Source organism: Candidatus Methylomirabilota bacterium (assembly GCA_027293415.1).
In the GTDB taxonomy this organism is placed as follows: domain Bacteria; phylum Methylomirabilota; class Methylomirabilia; order Methylomirabilales; family CSP1-5; genus CSP1-5.
The window spans coordinates 1-20,670 of record JAPUFX010000053.1 but is presented as its reverse complement, the minus strand read 5'-3'; the positions used below and the strand labels follow the sequence as shown (position 1 = coordinate 20,670).

Sequence of the window (20,670 nt, the reverse complement as noted above, 5' to 3'; positions counted from 1 at the left end):
CTCAAATCACCTTTTTCTCTCGGAGTTTCGTGATCAACGACGCGACTTGCTCCCCTGGCTCTCCTTCGAGGAACTCACAGCGAGACTCTCGCATCGGCAGGGTAAGCTCCTGGATCTCAACTCGGGTGACCGCGTTCCCGACATGTCCCGTATCGAGACCAATATCACTGAGAGACCATGTCGAGATTGGCCTCCGGGAGGCAGTCATGATGTTCTTGACCTTCGGATATCTGGGGACATTCGATTCGTGACTGAGGATGGTGAGCAACAGGGGTGGCGTAACCTCCCAAATCTCGTAACCCTCCTCCACCACCCGCTGGGCTCGCACGTGACCGTTATGTTTCTCCGCCCGGGCAACATAGGTAACACAGGGGATTCCAAGCGCTTCCGCCAGAATGGGGCCAATGATCCTATCGGCCCAGTCTCCGGACTCGCAACCACAGAGGACCAGATCTGGTGGCCCTAGCTTCTGAATCCCTTGAGCCAATGCGGCAGCAATCCCAAAGGCATCGGATCCCTCAAGGGCAGGATCGCTGATCAAGGCGGCCTCGTCCGCACCCATGGCCACCCCTTTGCGGAGGGCGCTGACTGCCGAAGACTGCCCGACGCTGAGCACTGTCACATGGCCAGCAGCTTGGTCTTTGAGCTGCAGCGCGAGCTCAAGGGCATTTTCATCGTAAGGGCTGATGACGAGCGGATGACCATTTGGTTGCTGTCGCTTTGACCCTGGATCAATTTTAAATTGACTGCTGGGAAGCTCGGGATCGATGATCTGTTTGAGACACACAACGATGCGCATCACTTCCCCCCAGGTGCGTGTCGGTAAGGATCCGCCGTCGCGTGGCGGCGTGGGAATCTCGAAAGTGGGCTATCCTCCGTGGGGCCCGAAACAAACACGCCTTTCCCCCCACTTAGAAAGAAACCACCCGTCGGGAGGCCCAAGTCTAACACGGCCGGTCACTTTCTGACAACCGTCTCCCGACATCCTCCGTCGGGAAACGTTAGCAGGCGCGGGACTTTTTTGTCGGCAGGTCGGCAGTGTAGGATGGCATGCACGGTCGCGAGGACATAAAAAAAGGGCCATCGAGGCCCATGATTGTATCAATGCACCATGTGCGTGGGTCTTGCGCTACTGACAACGCTTATGCTACGCTGAGCGCCGCTCCTTGCTTTGTTTCCGTGTCTTCCCCGGATTCTTTGCCACCGACGGCACGGGTTTCTCGCATTTGCTGCACAAACCGTAGAGCTGCTCGCGCTTCGTCAAAGCCCCACCGCAGCCGTCACACTGATGGATGTTAAAACCGTTTTCATTCTCCGTCATGTCTCCTCCGCAAGCCATATATCGGCTCCCTCTCCCCGATGAACTGTTCAATGGCTGCACGTGAGGCAGGTCCATATCAGAGACGGCAGCCACGTTCCTAGCTCTGATAAGGTATATCGGCAAAAATTCGATTATCTTTACACGCCTCTTGACACGCGCCGCCCACAACGACCAGTTTGCCCCCGGCCTTCAGATGCAACCCGTGTGCCGGTCAGTTACAATTACGCTTTTTGAAAGCAAAACGCCCTCCCAGGCTGTATGGCGCCCGGGAGGGCGTCCCGTCTTATGGTGGGTCAGGGATTATATGCGAGGCAGCTTGGGGGGATTACCTCCCCCCAGCAATGGCTGGGACGATAGAGATTTGATCTCCAGGCTTGAGCGGTGTCGCGGTTCCTTGGAGGAACCGGATGTCCTCGTCGTTTACATAAATATTGATGAAGCGGCGGATGTCCTGCCCATCGCAAAGCCGCTCTTTTAATCCCTTGTACTTGTCTTCCAGGTTTTCTATGAGCTCCTGAACAGAGCTCCCCTCTTCCTGAACCTCAGCCTGGCCCTTCGTCAGGCTTCGGAGCGGTGTCGGAATGCGGACGAGGACGCTCATGGTTTCCTCCACACGTTATCCCTGAATGTTGGGTGGGGCCTGAGAAATGAATTCTGCCTCCAGATCCGGCCGTTCCGCAATCGCCTCATCGAAGGATTTCAACGACGGCTTGATGGAAACGGTGGGCCTGAGGGCGTTAAAGACCACTTCCTGCGTCTTGAGGCCGTTTCCAGTGATGGAAAGCACAATGCTCTCGTCATGGGAAATAACCCCCGTATCGATCAATCGCTTGGCCGCAGCCACCGTGACCCCGCCCGCGGTCTCCGTAAAGATTCCCTCGGTCTCGGCGAGAAGCTTCATCCCATCGACGATCTCTTCGTCGCTGGCATCGGCCGCATACCCGCTGCTCTCCTCGACTGCCTTGAAGGCATAGTATCCATCCGCGGGGTTGCCAATGGCTAACGACTTACAAATCGTGTCAGGCCGCACGGGCCGAATGGTGTCACACCTGTTGCGAATAGCCGTCACGATCGGATTGCACCCAGCCGCTTGTGCTACGTGCATCCGGGTGTGACATTCCGGGATCAGTCCCAACAGGCAAAACTCCTTCAGCCCTTTCCAAATTTTCGTGACCAGCGAACCGCCGGCGGAAGGGACAATGATGTGTCGCGGAGCATGCCAGCCCAGCTGCTCGGCAATCTCATAGCCGAATGTTTTGGAACCCTCTGCGTAATACGGCCGGATATTGATGTTCACGAAAGCCCAACCATATCTGTCGGCTATCTCGCTGCACAGCCGGTTGACTTCATCGTAGTTCCCATCGACTTCCACCAAAATGGGACCGTAAATCAATGTCCCAACGATCTTCCCCTGCTCCAGGCCGGCCGGGACAAAGATAAAACTCTTGAGACCCGCTTCCGCCGCATGGGCAGCAACAGAGTTGGCGAGGTTCCCGGTCGAGGCGCATGACACGACGTCAAAACCAAATTCCATTGCCTTGGTCACGGCGACCGAGACGACACGGTCCTTAAAAGAGAGGGACGGGTGGCAGACCGCATCGTTTTTGATGTAGACTTCCTGTGCCCCAAGGGCTTTTTCGAGGTGTCTTGCCCGGATCAAGGGGGTCATGCCGCAGTGCTCTCCGACTGGCACCTCCTGCTCGATCGGAAGCAAATCGCGATACCTCCACATAGTCGGTGGGCCGGCCTCGATCCGCTTGCGGCTGACTACCTTCTTCAGACTGGCGTAATCGTAGTCAACCTCCAACGGCCCAAAGCAGAACTCACAGACATGCAGAGGCTTGGCCGGATAGGGACGGCCGCACTCACGGCACTGTAGCCCCTTGATTTTCACCATCGAACCCTCCTCGCATGGACCTGGCGGACAGATCCAGCGCCGTTATCATTCCTCCCGAACTTCCTCAACCGTAATTCCGCGGTCAACGAGGTAAGTTATCCCTCTCTCGAGGTCTTCCTCCCGTCCCTGAAAGTCCAAAATCACCTCACCAGTGGTATCGGTGACCTGGGCCTTTCGAATGTTGGGAACCAGGTTGCACTCCTTCGAAACCCGGTAGATGACCGGTTCCTTGATCAAGTCCGAAGGAAACGTCAGAGAGAGACGCCGCGTCGCCATACCCCTTACAATCCCAAAAAAAACCCCTTCTCCGTATGAGAAGGGGTTGCATAACCGCTACGCATCCACCCTCTCATCTCTCACCCCGATGCGCAAGATCGGAGGTGCAGGAGTTAGCACATCTCCCGCCGTCCATAACGGCGGGCCGTTGCCGCGGCTTCGTCGGGCCAGTCCCTCAGCCGCTCTTGATGAGAAGTGAAGTTCTATTCAATCAACCATTAATAACAGCAAAAGGGGCCGATGCTGTCAAGCGAAATCTCACTGGACGACGTCCTGCTCGATCGGGTCCACATGGACGCCCTGTTCCTCCAGCCATCGTATGCCGCTCTGCAGCCCCTTTTCATCTCCCTCCAACTCCGCCATAAGCCACCCAATCCCCTCGGTGAAGTCCGCCTGACGGATGTTGAAGACGAGATCGAACTGCTGACTCATCTTCCACAACAGTGGTTCGTTCATGAGCTTTCCGGGAAAAGTGAGATGTACTCGTCTTCGCGCCAAAGTTGCCTCCGCGCTGGAAAACGCAGATGCATTGTACCGAAAATTTTTCGCCCTCACAAGCCTAGGCAGACTCCGGTTGGATCAGCTTGGCGAGGACCGCCTCGTGCCCCTGCGTTTGGGTCACTGCAGTCTCGCGAACGCACCTGCCTTCCTCAAACCATCTGAGGCGGTTTCGAACCCTTACCACCTCTCCGACGACGATGATACCGGGTGACCGCATCCCCCTCGCCCTTTCTCGAATGTCTCGCAGCGTGCCCGTGACGGTCTTTTGCCGGGGCAAGGTCCCCCACTGTATCACCGCGACGGGAGTCTCTGGGTCGCGCCCTTCCTCAACGAGCCTCGCCACAATCAGGGACAGCCGACTGACTCCCATGAGAAAGACTATGGTCCCCATCCCGGCGACGGCTTTCCAGTCGATTCCTGAGGCCTCCTTCGTCAGGTTTTCGTTCCCGGTCACAAACGCCACCGTGGAGGCCAAGTCTCGGTGTGTGAGGGGAATCCCGGCATAACTTGGGACGGCGATAGCCGAGGTGACTCCCGGCACGACCTCGAAGTGAATCCCTGCCTCGGCAAGTGCTTCCGCCTCCTCCCCTCCGCGGCTGAAAATAAATGGATCCCCCCCTTTGAGACGGACGACCACCTTGCCTTCCCTGGCCCGCTCGATCAAGAGGCGATTAATCTCCTCCTGGGACAGCCTCTGGTACGACCCCGGCTTCCCAACATGGATTCGGTCTGCCTCGGGGCGGCAGTTCGTCAGGAGAGATTCGTTCACCAAATAATCGTAGACGACCACGTCCGCTTCTTCGAGGCAAAGCTTTCCTTTGAGGGTCAGGAGGCCCGGTTCGCCTGGCCCTGCCCCGACCAGAGAGACCCGTCCACCTCTCCTCAAGGGCACACCCCAACCGTTCCCCGCGTGAAGACACGCTCTTCCCTGCCCGGAGTGATCTATTCGCTCGGCAAGTCGCTGGAGCATTTCGCTCCCCCGCCGCGCAAGCTTCGAGCAATTGAGACGGGCGACGACGCCAGCAAGAAACGTGACCATTGATCCAATCATCGCTGCTTCTCCCTAATATCCTTCCCGAATTCCCCGACATTTCCTCGCAACAAAGGCAGGTCCATCGAGGCTGTCAGGAGGCGGGAAAGTCGAAGGTCAGATACGGTACTGATCCGTATTGGCCCATTGGAGCAGCACTTCCGCCACTTCTTGCCGCGTGTATTCGGAAGGGGGGAGTTCGATCCGGTGCAACATCTCTCGGACCTTGGTCCCCGAAAGGCTTACTCGCTCCTGAGGACCGTGCGGACAGGTCTTGGTGGTGGCCATTCCCTGGCAACTTCGACAATAAAAGGCGTGGTCAAAAAAGAGGGGAGTAATCCCCAGCTCCTCCTGGGCGAAGTCCCGAAAGATCAGATGGGCGTCAAAGGTGCCGTAATAATTCCCCACGCCGGCATGATCTCGGCCGACGATGAAATGGGTACACCCGTAATTTTTCCGAATCAACGCATGAAAAATAGCTTCTCGCGGGCCGGCATAGCGCATGGCCGCCGGAAGGACCGCCAGGATGACACGATCTTTGGGATAATACCCTTCCAAAAGCACCTCGTAACAGCGCAGCCGGGTTTCTGCGGGAATGTCATCCTGCTTCGTCTCCCCAACTAACGGATGCAGGAGGAGGCCATCCACGACCTCCAGGGCACACTTCTGGATGTATTCGTGGGCCCGGTGGACGGGGTTTCGCGTCTGGAAGCCCACGACGGTTCGCCAACCCTTGTTGTTGAATGCCTGCCGGGTCTCTGCGGGGGTCAGGTGGTAGGGGGCGTACTCCTGATTGTCAGGAGGCTCCAAGAGTCGAATTGGTCCGGCCAGGAGCACATCGCCCTGGGCATAGAGGGCCCGGACTCCCGGATGGGCCTCTTCGGTAGTTCGGTATACCTCCTGGGCCTCCCGCTTTTTATCATAAGAGAATTTATCTCGAAGCTCTAGCAAGCCCAGAAGATCCCCATGGTCATCGACAAGGGCGATCTCCTCGCCCACGCGAGCAGAGGCGGCCTCGGCCTCCCTGACGGCTAACGCAACCGGGATGGACCAGGGGAGCCCACTTGCCAGACGCGCCTCGTCCACTACTCGCTCGTAGTCGGCCTGACCCATGAACCCGTCGAGCGGACTCATAGCCCCGATCCCGATCAACTCCAGATCCGAGATCTGTCGCCGATTCAGGTGCACCTGCGTTAAGTCCCTCGCCCGGCGTCGCGCCTCCTGTCGCTCCTCCGGCGGGATGAGCCGATCAACCAGTTCCCCTCCATGCGGCGTAATAGTACTCATGCGACTCCTCGCCCCCTCACGCAGTGGACTGGCCCGTCTCCACCGGTGTGACGTGCAGACCACATTCCTTACTCTCTGGATTTTCCCACCACCACCGTCCGGCCCGGACATCCTCCCCCGGCTTGATCGCACGCGTGCACGGGGCACACCCGATGCTCGGATATCCTAAGTCGTGCAGTGCGTTGTATGGGACATCATGGGTCCGAATGTAGTCCCAGACATAGCCTTCCGAACAGTCAGCCAAAGGATTGATCTTAATGATTCCATGACTGTGATCAAACTCAACCCTCCGGAGCGCGGTCCGGGTCACCGCCTGTTCTCGTCGAAGCCCGGTGATCCACGCATCGCGATCCTTGAGGGCGCGTGCCAGCGGCTCCACCTTGCGTATCCCGCAGCAAAACTTCCGCTCCTCCACGCTCTGCCGGAAGGAATAAAATCCCTTCTCGCGCTCCAGGGCCTCCACCGCCTCCCGGTTCGGGAAAAAACTCTCAATGGCAATGCCGTACTTTTCCCGGACCACCTCCATACTGGCGTAGGTCTCTTCATGGAGCCGGCCAGTATCGAGGGTAAAGACCCGGACGCCGGGATTTATCCTCCAGGCGATGTCCAAAATGACCATGTCTTCCGCCTGCAGGCTGGACGCCATGGCGATGCGGGGGTGAAAGTGCTCAAGGGCCCACTGGATGACCACCTCGGGACCTTTCCCCTCAAAGCGAGTCGCCAGTTCTTCCACCGCTACCTCATCCAGTCGATTCTTCGTCTCCATGTGTCCCCCCTTTCGGTTTTGATTACAGACCGATTCCTGGCCGCTCGGTTATCCACCCGCAATTGACTCAGGTTGAATCCTGGCCAGAGCCCTTTTTCGCGGGCGCGAGTGGTCTTGCGCCAGATAATCAACCGTAGCCTTCACCATGGGTCCCAACTTGTAGACATCCGGCATGACATCCACCTGAACCTCGTTCTCCTCAATGCTCCTCCGCGTGGGCGGTCCGACGGCAACAACGATAACCTCCTCGTTCAGGGACCTCCGAAGATCGATGTCTCGCCCGTGGGCTTCTGCAAACCGAAAGAGGTTTCTGGCCGATGGGGGACTGGTAAACGTGATGATATGAATCATGCCCCTCACCAGATCGTTGATAAGCTCAACCATCTTGCCTTCACCGGGGGGGATATACTTAAACCCCACAGCCTCTAAGAGATCAGCACCCCGTTTTCCCAGGTCCAACGAGTATGTGTATGCCATCGCCTCAAAGACTTTGGCTCCTTTTCTTTCCAGGACCTCACGGAGCATCGGATGGGAGTCCCCATGCCAGAGCAGGGCGACGCCTTTGCCGCTGACGTCGAGTTTGGCCATCTCGGCGGCAATACCTTCCGACGTATTGTCGGATGGCACCATGGTCACCCTGACCCCGGACTTTTCTAATACCTTCTGTGGTTTCTGGCTCCTAGCGACGACACTCGTGCGGTTCAGCACGTCGACTACCTCGCGCTCCAAACCGAGTTGCTGCGCTGTCGACATCAATCGATAGACGCCGGGGCCCGTCATGAAGATCGCATAGTCAAATTCTCCGTCGACGATCCTGCGGACCAACTCTTCTGTTTGACGGTCCACGTCCTCCTGGACTTCGATCCCCACCGTTGGAGCCACATACGGAACTCCGCCGGAGTTCGTGATGAGCTGGGCGAGTTCCGAGGCTCGCCTGCTTCCGGTGACCGCCACTGTCAGACCCTTCAGTCCCATCAATCGACCTTGTCTACACCGCGCACTCACCAACCCCAGTTTTGAGCTCGAAGGCCTTCTCCTCGCCCCAATCCTGGAACCCGTCCGGGGCTTCTTCATAGCTGGGTATCTCGGTGAACTCCGCCAGGTTTTGCACCACCTGCTTCGGTCCGAAACGCTCCAGAAATGGGAAGAGGCTCTCGCCGTTTGTCCGGTTCGCCTTATAAATCTCCAGGAGCCTGTCGATGGCATTGGGAATGTTCTTCGCTGGGAGCCGTAGCGTGGGCTGGCCGAATCGGGCGGTGCTATCTCCCCACACGCCTCCAAGGAACATCTGGTAGGTCGGAGCCTGACGCCCGCCGAATTTCTTCGAACCGCCGTAAAATCCGATGGTCGCGATGTGATGCTGACCGCAGGAGTTCGGGCAGCCCGAGATCTTAATCCGTCCACCCACTTCCTCTGCCAGATCCGGGTGCTTCTCCTCCACCATCCGACCTATGGCCAACGCGAGCCCCCGGGAAGACGTAATCCCGAGCTGGCAGGTGTCTGCACCGGGACAGGCCGTAACATCCATAAGTCGATCGGCACCGGACCGGGCCAGATCTGCACGACGAAGGACTCGGTACATCGGCACCAGGGCCTCCTCCGGAATCCACCGAAGGAGAAAATTCTGTTGGTTTGTGGTCCTGACGGTGCTGTCGCCAAACTCGCGAGCACAAAAGGCCAGGAGCCGAAGCTGCAGAGGCGTGAAGTCGCCGAGCTCCAAACGGACCGTGACCATTACGTAGCCGGGCTGCTTTTGGGGCCGGACGTTGCTACGCCGCCACAACTCGTAGGCGGGGTCTTGCAGACCCGAGATGGACACTGGGGTGGATCTTGGGGCCGGGGGACCTTCTTCCCGGATGACAATTGGGGGGAACTTTCCGCCCATAGTTGACTTGAGGCCAGTCCGCTCTTTAAAAACCAGGTTCCGGAACTTTTCCAGACCGAATTCGTGCAGCACAAACTTCATCCGGGCCCTGCTCCGGTTCTCTCGGTTCCCAAATCGGTCAAACACCCTGACAATGGCGCCCACCGTCGCCAGCAGATCGTCCGCTGGAGTGAACTCTTCGAGGACTTGGGCATGGTGTGGCACGGGACCGAGCCCCCCAGCCACGATCAACCGAAAGCCTCGGTGGCTTACCCCGTTCTCCTGATGCAGCACGGCCCGTCCGCCGATGTCATGGATGGCTGTAATTCCCTCGTCGTCCGGGCAGCCCGAGAAGGCGATCTTGAATTTGCGGGGGAGATTCTGGTTCATGGGGTTGCGCAGGAGGAAGCGGGCCTCGGCATACGGCGTCACGTCGAACACCTCGCGCGGGCAGACGCCCGAGCAGGCTCCTGCGGTGACATTCCGCACCGTATTGCCGCAGGCCTCCCGCGTGGTCAATCCCACCTTTTCCAGGTGGCCCAAGAACTCCGTTGCCTCAGCCAGCTTGACAAAGTGAAACTGGACATTTTGACGCGTCGTGACATGACCGATACGACGAGGGGTCCGCTGGGCGAGGTCGGCTAACGCCTCCAATTGTTCGGCGCTCAGGCCTCCCCATGGGATCTTGACCCGGACCATCTGGACGTCTTGTTGGCGTTGACCGTAGACCCCGTGCTGGAGGCGGAAGCGTTGAAACTCCTGCTCCGATATCTGCTTCGCCCAGAAACGCTGCACAAATTCGTCAAAGGTGTCGATTTCCTCCTGCTGGGCATAGGAGGGACGAATAGCCAGCGGCTTATCTTCTATAGTGATGGTCGCCTTTTTGGCGTCCCGATTTTCCAACTGCTGCATTCTCCATCCTCCCTTCCGGACGTTCGCATGTCCGTTTAAGGGTGGCAGTCAGGTGAACAGTCCTTACCACATAATTCCGACCACGATCAGGATCCCCACCATCGTGACCACACCGCCGAGGAGCTTTCGCATCCCGGCTGCCGAAAACCGATTGGCCGTCCGGACCCCGAGATATACCCCCAAGCCCCCTGCGATCAGAAGCGGCAGAAAGACCCCAACGGGGAAAGCCCCCGCCTGAAAGGTATACGAGCCGGTCGCGGCCGAGGCCACCAGTGACCGAGCTAGCAGTGATGAGCCCACCACGGTGTGGGGGGGAATGCCTGTCCACATCAGCAATACAACACCGATCGTCCCCCAACCCGAGCCGAACGCACCGGCGGATAATCCGGCCACTACCCCGATTCCGAAAAGGATCGCCCGCCTGTCGTTCCATTTCACGGCTTCATAATTGTTTTGCGACCCGTTCCCATTTTTCCTGAGAAGCGTCAGAATACCGATACTCAGAGTTGTAACGCCAATCAAAAGCCGAAGGGTTTGTGTTGGGAGCGCAGGGCTCAGTAAACTCCCCAGGAAGGCGCCTCCCACACCTCCGAACACCAGCGGGAGGAGGGGAGCTACCCGTGATCGGTCATAGCGCCAATGGGTCACGCCGCCGAACAGACTGAGTAAGATGGATGCCGCCAGAGACGCGTTGATCGCGACCAAGGGCTCGACTCCGACGAGAATCAGCAAGGGGACGCTCAAGGCTCCCCACGCCGCGGCAGAAATCCCCATGACCCAGCCCGACGCTAATCCTACGAAGGCAATTGCCGGTACCGAAACAATCACGAGATCATCCTTCCTCGAGCAGAACCAAAATTCCTCGGCGGCGCCGATGACGGTGGAGTTACCCCGTGGGCAAGAAGATCTCCTGGGGACGCCGTCCCCTGATTTTCTCGACCAGCACCCGCAGGGCCTCCTCAACACTCTCGCCGAAGACCGTGAGATCCGGTTTCGGGACACGTTCCGGGTGATCAGGTCGCGCCACGCAGCGCCTCGACGGGTCCTCCACCTCGCCGAGGCTCTCTTCCACAATAAGTTCAATGGTACCCAAGGTGCATGCTACGGCCCTTTGATACCGAAAGCGATGGATGCGAGCAAGGCGTTCGCCAGAGATGAGAATATCCTGCGCCGGCATTTTTGGCACCGCCGGTGCTTCCGCGACCACCGACTCACTCACCTCACCTGTCTCCAGCGCATATCCCTCCGCCTGCCAGCGCTCCAGCCCCCCTTCGAGGTTATAGACCTCCTCAACCCCAATCGCTGCTGCCGCCTCACAAGCGACTGCACTCCGAAGCCCTTCTGAACACACAAGGAGAACCGGCCCCTTCTTCAGGACGTCTCGCGGGGCCTTGAGGAGCATGCCCATAGGAAAGAGAACCGAGCCCGCGATCCGCATCTCGGCGTACTCCTGGGGTTCCCGGACATCCACGACCTGGACCCCTTTCTCTATCAATGCCTTGGCTTCCGCCGGGCCAGTCCTTGCAAAAGGCTCATCCGATTGGGGCTGTGTCACCTTTCCGCTCCCTATTTCTCAATGGGGACATGAACCAGGCTGCCGTACTCGGTCCATGACCCGTCGTAATTCAACACCTTGGGGTAGCCCAATAGATATTTCAGGACAAACCAGGTGTGTGAGGAGCGCTCACCAATCCGGCAGTAAGCGATGATCTCTTTGTCCGGCACGATCCCCTTCCCCTGGTACAGCTGCTTGAGATCCTCTGCACTCTTGAAGGTGCCGTCTTCCCGGACCGCCTGGCTCCAGGGAATATTCGCCGCCCCCGGAATATGGCCCCCCCGTTGCGCCCCCTCCTGCGGCAGGTTCTCGGGCGCCAAGATCTCGCCGCTGAACTCCTTCGGCGAGCGCACGTCCACCAGACCCAGGCCCGCCTTGCCTACCGCGTCAATGACCTCCTGCCGCACGATCCGGATGCTTTTGTCCGGGTCCTTCGCCTTGTAGGTCGTCGCCGGGTGCCTCGGGGTCTCCTTGGTCATCGGCCGCCCCTCGGCAATCCATTTCGCCCGCCCCCCGTTCATCATCCGGGCATCCGCATGGCCGTAATATTTCAGGAGCCAGAACGCATAGGTGGCAAACCAGTTATTGTTGTCCCCGTACAAGATTGCGATCGTGTCGTTGGCAATCCCCGACCTGCTGAGCAGCTTGCCCAGGGTCGCTTGGTGGGCGATATCCCGTTCCAGGGTCTCCTCCAGGTCGGCCTTCCAGTTCCAGCCCACGGCGCCGGGGATGTGCCCCTCACCATAGGCGGCCGTGTCGACGTCAACTTCCACCAGCCGGATTTTGGGGTCCTTCAGGTTGTCTGCAACCCACTGGGTTTCCACCAGTACCTCAGGATGTGCATAAGCCGCCATGATTGCCTCTCCCCTTTATCATTGGTAGGTACGTTGCTTAATTTAACTCAAGACGACAATCCCGATTGAATTACTCAGGTTTTTTCAATATAAAAAACGCCATCTTCCTAGGCGATCATCACCTCCTCCTCTGTGATGTTCCCATCATTAATTCGAAAAGCCCGAATCACCGGTTCACTCGGCCTCTCGAGGGAAACGATGAAGTACAGGGCTTCAGGGTAGAACGCAAGTTCCACATCCGTTTTTGACGGATAGGCCTCCGTGTGGGTATGCGAGTGGTAGATCCCCAGGAGCTCCCACCCCTTTTCATCGAGCTCTCGCATCACCCGGAGCTGATCCTTCGGGTCGAGGTAGTATCGGTACGCGCTCTTCTCGGCACTATCACATCGGTACAGCTGCAGGATCGTGCCATTTTCCCCAGCCAGAAGACCGCAACACTCGTTGGGCGCCTCAGCCCGTGCGTGATCGATGATCTCTGAAGCAAATCGCTTTTCGAGCTTAAACATCTCCGCTCTCGACTCTCAGCACTCGTCGCTTACGACTACCACCAGATGTGGCTGTAAACATCCTCTCCCAGATCGGGCAGTTCCTTGGCCCACACACCCAAGCTGACATACTTCCCACCACCATCAGCGAGCAGACACACAATATTTCCCCGCTCCATTTTATGCGCCGTCCGGATGGCGCAGTGGATCACGGCACCCGAAGAGACCCCGGCAAAGATTCCCTCCTTGAGCGTGAGATCCCGGGTGAGGGCAAAGGCGCATCGGGAATCGACAATGATCTTCCCATCGAGCAGACTCATATCCAAGATAGGCGGAATAAATCCCTCTTCCAAGCTCCGGAGTCCCTGAACAAGGTCGCCTGGATGCGGCTCGACGGCGATCACCTGGGTTTTAGAGTTTACCTCCTTCAGCCGTCGTCCGACGCCCATGAGAGTGCCGCCGGTCCCGAGTCCCGCCACAAAAACGTCGACGTCGGGTAACGCCTCGAGGATCTCCGTGCCGGTGGTCTCGTAATGCGCCTGGACATTGGCCTGATTGCCGTACTGGTACGGCATATACCAGTCCGGATTCTCGGCAGCCAGCTTCTTTGCCACTTCGATGGCCCCGTTGGTTCCCCGACGGGCGTCGGAGTAAATTATTTCTGCACCATACAGCTCCAGCAGTTGCCGCCGCTCGACAGTAATGTTCTCTGGAACGACGACCTTGACCGTATAACCCTTCCGCCGGCCGATCAACGCCAGGGAGATGCCGGTATTGCCGCTCGTCGGCTCGATGATGGTTTGGCCGGGGGTCAGATCCCCTCGCTGCTCTGCCTGTTCGATCATATACTTGGCAATCCGGTCCTTCAGGCTCCCCGTCGGATTGTAAAACTCGAGCTTACAGAAGATCCGGACCGACGGCTTCGGGCTGACCCGGGCAACCTCTACTAAGGGGGTATTTCCGATGGCGTCCACGATATCGGCAGCGATCCGTGGCCTTACGGCTTCCCCGCCTCCGGGGATCACCTTTTTCCTACTGGTCAAGATCGCCTCCCCCTGCCACAGCAGGAAGGATCGAGATGCTATCCCCTTCTCGCACTTCGGTATCCAGAGACTCGAGGAACCGGATATCCTCGTCGTTGCGATAAATGTTCACGAAGCGGTGAAGCTCTTTGCCGTCCAGCAATCGGTCCCGAAGACCAGGATATGCTTTATCCAGGCTATCCAGCACCTCCCGGAGCGTTCGTCCCTCGGCAACCACCGTCTTTGCTCCACCGGTGTGCTTTCGGAAGATCTGGGGAACGTGAATCTGAACGCTCATTGCTCTCCCTGTGCCTTACACCAGTGGCCCGGTGTACAAAATTCTCCCTCAAAAGCAAAAGCCGTGTAATCAGTTTTCGACAGGAACGTCCGGTCGGTTCCCCCACTCAACCCAGGACCCATCGTAGTTGCGCACCTTCTCGTACCCGAGCAGCCTCGCCACAAAGAAGTTGTGCGATGCCCGAATCCCTTGCAGGCAATAGGTCACGAGTTCGCGGTCCTTCGTTGCCCCCGCGTCTTCGAACATCTTTTGGAGTTTCGCAGCACTTTTAAATGTGTGGTCCTCGCGGTTGATCGTATCGACCCAGTGGATGAGCACTGCCCCAGGAACTCGGCCTGCTCGTTTGATGCCGCGGACGGCCTTCTTGCCCTCGTACTCTTGCGGGCTTCGCGCATCCAGCATGCACACGCCGGGATCCTTGTGGTTCTTCCTTACCCACTCGGCAGTGGCGATCAGCTCGCGCTTTGGCCGCGCCACGAACTTTTTAGGAGTGATCCGAGGGGCTTCCTCGCTCAAGTCGCGGTCTTCGTTCATCCACGTCGAAAATCCCCCGTTGAGAATGGCAACTTTGGTGTGCCCAAAGAATTCGAGAACAAAAAAGAGCCGCGCAGCATAGAGTCCACCCGAGTCATCGTAGGCGACGACCCGTGTCTTTTCGTCGATTCCGAGATTACTGAAAAGGGCCTCCGCCTTGGCTTGATCCATCGGCAGGCCCTTTTTATTGCTTGCGACATCGTCCAGCTCGCGCCAGTTCAGATAGACCGCCCCCGGGATATGCCCAAACAGATACTCTTCATATCCCTGAGGCCCGGAGGCTCGGAGGTCCACGATTCGAAGACTCGGATTACCCAGTTGACGCGCTAACTCCTGTGTCTCGACCAACAGATGGCCGTTCGGGTATCCCGATCCCTTCGCCCGCTCCCTCGCCTCCACGGTCGACGCCAGGGAAGCAATGATCACGACACCGAAAATCCCGCTGAGGTAAGGTGCACGCGTCACAAGTTTCCTTCGCATTAAGCTGATCTCCTCATTGCCTTACCCCTGTCATTTCCAGAGAGGATGAGAATCCGCCGACTGCTTTCTTTATCTCTTTATCTTCTGTATCCATGATCCCTCGACCATCAACTCTGAACCCTAAACTGTGAACTATTTCTAGCTCACCGCCTGCCCCTGCGGGACGCCGCAGAATTCGTGGTAGTCAATCAGCTCCGTGATTGTCGGATGGTCGCCACAGACCGGACACGCCGGATCCCGCCGGATCTTGACCTGACGGAACTCTAACGTCATCGCATCGAAAAAGAGCAGGCGATTGACGAGCGGGTCGCCTGCACCCAGCATGAGCTTGATGGCCTCGAGGGCCTGGAGGCTGCCGATGATCCCGCAGAGGACTCCGAGGACCCCAGCCTCTGCACAACTCGGAACGAGCCCGGGTGGGGGCGGCGCAGGATACAGACAGCGGTAACACCCTTTCCCCGGTGAGAAGACGGTGACCTGCCCCTCAAAGCGGAAGATGCTGCCATCCACCATCGGCTTCTTCAGAAAGTAACAGGCATCATTCAACAGGTATCGGGTGGGAAAGTTGTCACAGCCGTTGATGATTACGTCGTAGCCAGCGATGATCTCTTTCACATTCTCCGACGAGAGCTGGTCCTGATGGGGCTCGACCTTGACATCGGGATTGATATCCCCGATGGCGTCCACCGCCGAAAGGACCTTGGGTCGCCCCAGGTCATGGGTGTGGTGAAGGATCTGTCGCTGGAGGTTGCTGAGATCCACCAGATCGAAATCGACGATCCCGAGCCGGCCCACACCCGCAGCGGCCAGATAGAGTGCCGCAGGACAGCCCAGACCACCGGCCCCGACCAAGAGGGCGCTGCTGTTGAGGAGTTTCCGTTGCCCCCTCCCACCCACCTCGGGCAGGATGATGTGACGGCTGTACCGCTTGATCTGCTCCTCGGTAAAGGGAATCGCCCCTCCGGCAATGGCCGGGATCAGGGACACCTCGTCCCCCTCCACCAATGCCGTATCTTTGCCCTTGAGGTTCTCGACGGCGATTTCGTTCACATAGATATTGATATGCCGATGAATCTCTCCTGCTTCATCAAAAACCCGCTCCCGGATGCCGGGATACTCCGCTTCGAGGGCCTCGATGAGGTGCTGGATGGTCTGCCCTTCGACCTCCACCGTGGCCTGGTTGCGAGTAATCGCTCGAAACGGCGTCGGGATGTAGATCTTGACCCCCATTCACATACTCCTTTCCGTCCTACAATGGCACACTGAGATACCGTTCCCCGGTATCAGGCAGGATGGTCACAACGACTTTCCCCTTTTCGAGTTGCCGGGCAACCTGTACGGCGGCGAAGACGTTGGCCCCGGCCGAGACCCCGACCAGGAGCCCCTCTTCCCGGGTCAAACGAGACGTCATCTTGAAGGCGTCCTCGTCGGTCACTGCGATAATCTCATCCAAGACGTCCATATTGAGGACCCCGGGGATGAAACTCGCTCCAATCCCCTGAATTCCATGGGGTCGGGCCTTCCCCCCCTGGAGGACCGGCGACTTGGCTGGCTCGACCCCAATCACCTTGACACCTTGGATCTTGGACTTGAGAATTTCTCCCACCCCGGTGATGGTCCCTCCGGTCCCGATCCCGACCACAAGGGCGTGAATCCGGCCCTCGGTCACCTCCAGGATCTCCTGAGCGGTCGTCTGGCGGTGAATCTCTGGATTCGCCGGGTTGTTAAACTGTTGGGGCATAAAGTAGTCGGGATTTTCCCGGCAAAGCTCCTCAGCCGCAAAGACGGCACCCGTCATCCCCTCGATGGCCGGGGTCAAGATCACCTCCGCCCCGAACCGTTGGAGCAGCGTCCTGCGCTCGAGACTCATGTCGTCGGGCATGGTCAGAATCAGCCGGTATCCCTTGACTGCCGCCACCATGGCCAGCCCGATCCCCGTGTTTCCGGAGGTCGGTTCGACGATGGTCGCTCCGGGGCTGAGCCTTCCCTGGCGTTCCGCTTCCTCGACCATGGCCCAGGAGATGCGATCCTTGACACTCCCGGCCGGGTTCATTGATTCCATCTTTGCCAAGATGGTCGCCCCACTCCGAGGAGAGATCTTGGGAAGCTCCACCATGGGTGTGTTCCCAATGAGATCCAGCGCATTCTTTGCGAGACGAGGAATCCGTGCTCCCATTTTCGTCCCCGCTGTCAGCAATCAGCTTTTTGGTTTCCGATCCCAAGCTGACCGCTGACTGCTGATGGCCAATCAGCTGCTAAATTTGATAGCTCATAATCTTCGGTGTAATCTTCAACTGGGCCCGACGGCAAATTTCCTCAAAAGTAACGTTGTCCAGGATGTCAGAAACGGCGTCCCTGATTTCCCCCCAAACGCTTTGGAAGCCGCAGCCCTTTTCCACAGAACACTTGTTACGCGATAGAGGATCGACGCAATAGATGGGGGCCGGGGTACCTTCCATCAGCCGGATGATCTCCCCCAGGGTAATCTGATGGGGGGCTTTCGCAAGGGAGTATCCCCCATTGACGCCTCGCTTACTTTCCAAGTACCCTGCCCGCTTGAGAATCAGCAGCAGTTGCTCAAGATACCTGACCGGGATGTCTTGTCGCTCGGCAATCTCCTCGATCTGGAGCAGGCCTTTGTTGTAGTGCATGGAAAGTTCCTGCAACGCCCTCGTCGCGTAATCGCCTTTCGTCGAAATCTTCATTATTCCTCACTCCATCTTATGTCGATATTGTCTATCGACATTATCGCCTTTCTACCATCCCCCCCACCCCCATGTCAACAGCTTTTTATTATCCTTGAGGGATTGACAACCCCGCCCTTCCCTAATAGACTCACACCCGCCTTCCCCCCGCCACATGGTGCGGACCGATATCACCTGAAGCGCTGTGCCACCGGCATCCTACCCTTATGTACTTTTGTCACTATTTTACAAGTGGTTATAAGGATTAGCATTATAAAATACTTTAGAAAAAGATCCGCCCTGGTACTACCTCATGGTACACATAATATATGTCAGGGAGATACCCCGCCAAAAACCGTATCCGACCTCTAAGATCACTGTGAGCAGTCCGTGTGTGTACAACGAAGCGACGGGGGTGGGATGCAGGGAAAATCCCTTGCCGGGGCGAGACCGGCTTTGTTAGATTCAGGCAACAGGAGGTGTTATGGCGACAAAGGATACGCTGCGCGTCGGCGTGCTCGTGTCGGGCCGAGGCTCGAACCTCCAGGCAATCATTGATGCCAGCGAGGCGGGAAAGCTCGACGCGGCCGTGGTCGTCGTGGTCAGTGATGTCAAAGACGCCTATGCTCTCGAGCGCGCCCGACAACACCGCATCGCACCCGCTTTTGTCGATCCCAAAGCGCACGCATCCCGCGAAGCTTTTGATGAGGCGATGGCCGCTGTTCTCACCGAGCACCAGGTGGGGTTGGTCTGCCTGGCCGGCTACATGCGCGTCCTGAGCGCCGGCTTTATCCACCGTTTTCGCCATCGCATCATGAATATCCACCCAGCCCTTCTTCCCTCCTTTCCGGGACTCCACGTTCAAGGCAAGTCCCTTCACCACGGCGTGAAGTTCTCTGGCTGCACCGTCCACTTTGCCGATGAGGGGGTCGACACCGGGCCAATTATCATTCAGGCCATTGTTCCCGTCTTCGACGACGACACCGAGGACACACTCTCAGCGCGGATCTTAAAGTACGAACATCAGATTTATCCGCGCGCGATCCAGCTCTATGCCGAGGGCCGGCTCGAGGTCAGAGGACGGCGTGTCTTCTGCAAAGGGAGTGATGCGGAGCGCCCGATCAAGCAGGGATGGGGGTATATTCATCCCTAAAGTGCGTCGATCTTTTGCTCTTGCCAACGGAACACGCGGTTCTTCTCACGCGCCACCGAAGTCTGCAGGCAACTCGCGTACACCGGGAACCATATAAGGAGCGCCGCCTCACCAGTCGGGCAGCAAACCCGGCGATCTGCCCGGGGGCGACGGACAGAAGATGGAAAAAGGACGCATCCGGATCCGACGGGCTCTCTTGAGTGTCTCGGACAAGACAGGAATTGTCGAGTTCGCCAAAGGATTAACGGAACTCAACGTCGAGCTGATCTCCACCGGGAAGACGGCCGAGTATCTGCGAGGGGCGGGAGTGACCGTCACTGAGGTGGCAGACGTGACCGGCGTTCCAGAGATGCTGGAAGGTCGCGTGAAAACCCTCCATCCAGCCATTCACGGAGCCATTCTGGCCAGCCGCGCTGATCCGGAGCACCAGCGCCAGCTCGAACAGCAACACATCTCCCCCATCGACCTCGTCGCCATCAATCTGTATCCTTTCGAGGCGACGATCGCCGAGGATGTATCGGACCTGGCCCGTGTCATCGAGCAGATCGATATCGGCGGACCGACCCTCATCCGCTCGGCCGCCAAAAACTTTGAGTGGGTGGCCATCCTCACCGATCCTCAACAGTACTCCCAAGTCTTGGACGAGTTAAAACAGTCCGGCGGGGCCTCTCTGACAACCCGTCTGCGGCTCGCACAAGCGGCATTTCAGCTCACCAGCCGGTACGAAGGAGTCATTGGAAGCTTCTTGAGCACGGTGAGCTGTACCGACGCCGCCCTAACGGCAGAGTGGCCCCAGTCTTTTCCGCCCTTCCTGGCACGGGTATTCGCAAAGGTCCAATCTCTCCGGTACGGCGAGAATCCACATCAACAGGCAGCGCTGTACCGAGAGCTACAGGTCAAGGGGCCCTGCATGGCCAACGCCCAGCAATTGCAAGGAAAAGCACTCTCGTACACCAACCTGTTGGATCTCGATAGCGCCTTACACCTCGTCCTGGAGTTCGCCGTCCCGGCGGCGTGCATCATCAAGCACAACACCCCGTGCGGGGTCGGCATCGGCGAGCCATTGGTCGAAGCCTATCGTCAGGCCCACAGTACCGATCCCGTCTCGGCCTACGGCGGGGTTGTGGGACTCAACCGCATCGTGGACGAGGCGATGGCGACGGAGCTCGCCTCGACCTTCGTTGAAGCGGTCATTGCCCCCGACTACACCGAGGGGGCCAACGAGATATTGCGAACCCGAGAGAATCTCCGGGTGATGCAGATCCCGGCGGCCGAGTGGCAGGCTCCGCCCGACCCCTGGGACCTGCGACGGGTCTCCGGAGGCCTCCTCCTTCAGGAACGAGACCGCGCGGACCTGGATAAGACCGCCTTGAGTGTCGTGACCAAACGAAAGCCAACCCCTGTGGAGTGGGAGGCGCTGACCTTTGCCTGGAAGGTCGCGAAGCATGTCAGGTCGAACGCCGTTGTCTTCACCACCGCCAACGCGACCGTCGGGATCGGGGCCGGACAGATGAGTCGGGTGGATGCCTGCCGGGTGGCCATCATGAAAGCACAGTCATCCCTGAAGGGCACGGTGGTGGCATCTGATGCCTTCTTTCCGTATCGGGACGGAGTCGATGCCGTCGCCGAGGCGGGCGCGACTGCCATTATTCAACCAGGGGGCTCGATGCGGGATGCCGAGGCGATCCAAGCGGCTGACGAGCACGACATGGCCATGGTCTTTGCCGGCATGCGGCATTTCCGCCACTAAA

The 20,670-nt window shown here is 58.3% G+C and carries 22 protein-coding genes and 1 riboswitch; of the genes, 2 read left to right on the top strand and 20 right to left on the bottom strand.

Annotation, left to right across the window (positions count from 1 at the left end; all coding sequences use genetic code 11):
• Nucleotide 1 precedes the first annotated feature (1 nt).
• The 20 genes from O6929_03765 to O6929_03670 all read right to left on the bottom strand — a co-directional run bounded on the left by O6929_03765 (nt 2) and on the right by O6929_03670 (nt 17,787).
• Complete coding sequence (locus tag O6929_03765; GenBank protein MCZ6479513.1) at nt 2-799, bottom strand: electron transfer flavoprotein subunit beta/FixA family protein; 798 nt, start codon at nt 797-799, stop codon at nt 2-4.
• Between the two features lie 847 nt (nt 800-1,646).
• A complete protein-coding gene (locus O6929_03760) occupies nt 1,647-1,922 on the bottom strand; it encodes a MoaD/ThiS family protein (GenBank protein ID MCZ6479512.1) in 276 nt (91 codons plus the stop codon).
• A gap of 15 nt (nt 1,923-1,937) precedes the next feature.
• Nucleotides 1,938-3,218 carry a threonine synthase gene (gene thrC / locus O6929_03755; protein MCZ6479511.1) on the bottom strand — a complete coding sequence of 427 codons (1,281 nt, stop codon included), beginning with the start codon at nt 3,216-3,218 and terminating at the stop codon, nt 1,938-1,940.
• 45 nt (nt 3,219-3,263) lie between these two features.
• Nucleotides 3,264-3,494 carry an NIL domain-containing protein gene (locus O6929_03750; GenBank protein ID MCZ6479510.1) on the bottom strand — a complete coding sequence of 77 codons (231 nt, stop codon included), beginning with the start codon at nt 3,492-3,494 and terminating at the stop codon, nt 3,264-3,266.
• A gap of 70 nt (nt 3,495-3,564) precedes the next feature.
• A riboswitch (SAM riboswitch) is annotated at nt 3,565-3,689 on the bottom strand.
• Nucleotides 3,690-3,752: 63 nt separating this feature from the next.
• The gene (locus tag O6929_03745) at nt 3,753-3,992 is read right to left on the bottom strand and encodes an NIL domain-containing protein (protein MCZ6479509.1); all 240 of its coding nucleotides are present in this window, start codon (nt 3,990-3,992) and stop codon (nt 3,753-3,755) included.
• 61 nt (nt 3,993-4,053) lie between these two features.
• Nucleotides 4,054-5,046 (bottom strand): uroporphyrinogen-III C-methyltransferase, encoded by a 993-nt coding sequence (gene cobA / locus O6929_03740; GenBank protein ID MCZ6479508.1) that lies wholly within the window; start codon nt 5,044-5,046, stop codon nt 4,054-4,056.
• 96 nt (nt 5,047-5,142) lie between these two features.
• Nucleotides 5,143-6,312 (bottom strand): sulfate adenylyltransferase, encoded by a 1,170-nt coding sequence (gene sat, locus O6929_03735; GenBank protein ID MCZ6479507.1) that lies wholly within the window; start codon nt 6,310-6,312, stop codon nt 5,143-5,145.
• Nucleotides 6,313-6,328: 16 nt separating this feature from the next.
• Nucleotides 6,329-7,078 carry a phosphoadenylyl-sulfate reductase gene (locus O6929_03730; protein MCZ6479506.1) on the bottom strand — a complete coding sequence of 250 codons (750 nt, stop codon included), beginning with the start codon at nt 7,076-7,078 and terminating at the stop codon, nt 6,329-6,331.
• 48 nt (nt 7,079-7,126) lie between these two features.
• A complete protein-coding gene (locus O6929_03725) occupies nt 7,127-8,053 on the bottom strand; it encodes a uroporphyrinogen-III synthase (GenBank protein MCZ6479505.1) in 927 nt (308 codons plus the stop codon).
• Nucleotides 8,054-8,066: 13 nt separating this feature from the next.
• The gene (locus O6929_03720; protein ID MCZ6479504.1) at nt 8,067-9,854 is read right to left on the bottom strand and encodes a nitrite/sulfite reductase; all 1,788 of its coding nucleotides are present in this window, start codon (nt 9,852-9,854) and stop codon (nt 8,067-8,069) included.
• Between the two features lie 63 nt (nt 9,855-9,917).
• On the bottom strand, nt 9,918-10,682 hold the full coding sequence (locus tag O6929_03715; protein ID MCZ6479503.1) for a sulfite exporter TauE/SafE family protein: 765 nt from the start codon (nt 10,680-10,682) through the stop codon (nt 9,918-9,920).
• Nucleotides 10,683-10,740: 58 nt separating this feature from the next.
• A complete protein-coding gene (locus O6929_03710) occupies nt 10,741-11,409 on the bottom strand; it encodes a rhodanese-like domain-containing protein (GenBank protein MCZ6479502.1) in 669 nt (222 codons plus the stop codon).
• An 11-nt stretch (nt 11,410-11,420) separates the two neighbouring features.
• On the bottom strand, nt 11,421-12,263 hold the full coding sequence (locus tag O6929_03705) for a sulfurtransferase (GenBank protein MCZ6479501.1): 843 nt from the start codon (nt 12,261-12,263) through the stop codon (nt 11,421-11,423).
• A gap of 107 nt (nt 12,264-12,370) precedes the next feature.
• Nucleotides 12,371-12,769, bottom strand: a complete 399-nt coding sequence (locus O6929_03700) for a M67 family metallopeptidase (GenBank protein MCZ6479500.1) — start codon at nt 12,767-12,769, stop codon at nt 12,371-12,373.
• A gap of 35 nt (nt 12,770-12,804) precedes the next feature.
• On the bottom strand, nt 12,805-13,737 hold the full coding sequence (locus O6929_03695; protein MCZ6479499.1) for a cysteine synthase family protein: 933 nt from the start codon (nt 13,735-13,737) through the stop codon (nt 12,805-12,807).
• A gap of 43 nt (nt 13,738-13,780) precedes the next feature.
• The gene (locus O6929_03690; GenBank protein ID MCZ6479498.1) at nt 13,781-14,068 is read right to left on the bottom strand and encodes a MoaD/ThiS family protein; all 288 of its coding nucleotides are present in this window, start codon (nt 14,066-14,068) and stop codon (nt 13,781-13,783) included.
• Between the two features lie 69 nt (nt 14,069-14,137).
• On the bottom strand, nt 14,138-15,082 hold the full coding sequence (locus tag O6929_03685) for a sulfurtransferase (protein ID MCZ6479497.1): 945 nt from the start codon (nt 15,080-15,082) through the stop codon (nt 14,138-14,140).
• A 138-nt stretch (nt 15,083-15,220) separates the two neighbouring features.
• Nucleotides 15,221-16,312, bottom strand: coding sequence for a molybdopterin-synthase adenylyltransferase MoeB (gene moeB / locus O6929_03680; protein MCZ6479496.1), 1,092 nt, complete (start codon nt 16,310-16,312; stop codon nt 15,221-15,223).
• A gap of 19 nt (nt 16,313-16,331) precedes the next feature.
• On the bottom strand, nt 16,332-17,258 hold the full coding sequence (gene cysK, locus O6929_03675; protein ID MCZ6479495.1) for a cysteine synthase A: 927 nt from the start codon (nt 17,256-17,258) through the stop codon (nt 16,332-16,334).
• Nucleotides 17,259-17,337: 79 nt separating this feature from the next.
• Nucleotides 17,338-17,787, bottom strand: a complete 450-nt coding sequence (locus O6929_03670) for an Rrf2 family transcriptional regulator (GenBank protein MCZ6479494.1) — start codon at nt 17,785-17,787, stop codon at nt 17,338-17,340.
• A gap of 463 nt (nt 17,788-18,250) precedes the next feature.
• On the opposite strand from O6929_03670, the gene purN reads away from it, so the two are divergent.
• Nucleotides 18,251-18,919 (top strand): phosphoribosylglycinamide formyltransferase, encoded by a 669-nt coding sequence (gene purN / locus O6929_03665; GenBank protein ID MCZ6479493.1) that lies wholly within the window; start codon nt 18,251-18,253, stop codon nt 18,917-18,919.
• 160 nt (nt 18,920-19,079) lie between these two features.
• Nucleotides 19,080-20,669, top strand: coding sequence for a bifunctional phosphoribosylaminoimidazolecarboxamide formyltransferase/IMP cyclohydrolase (gene purH / locus O6929_03660; protein MCZ6479492.1), 1,590 nt, complete (start codon nt 19,080-19,082; stop codon nt 20,667-20,669).
• The last annotated feature ends 1 nt before the right edge of the window (nt 20,670 follow it).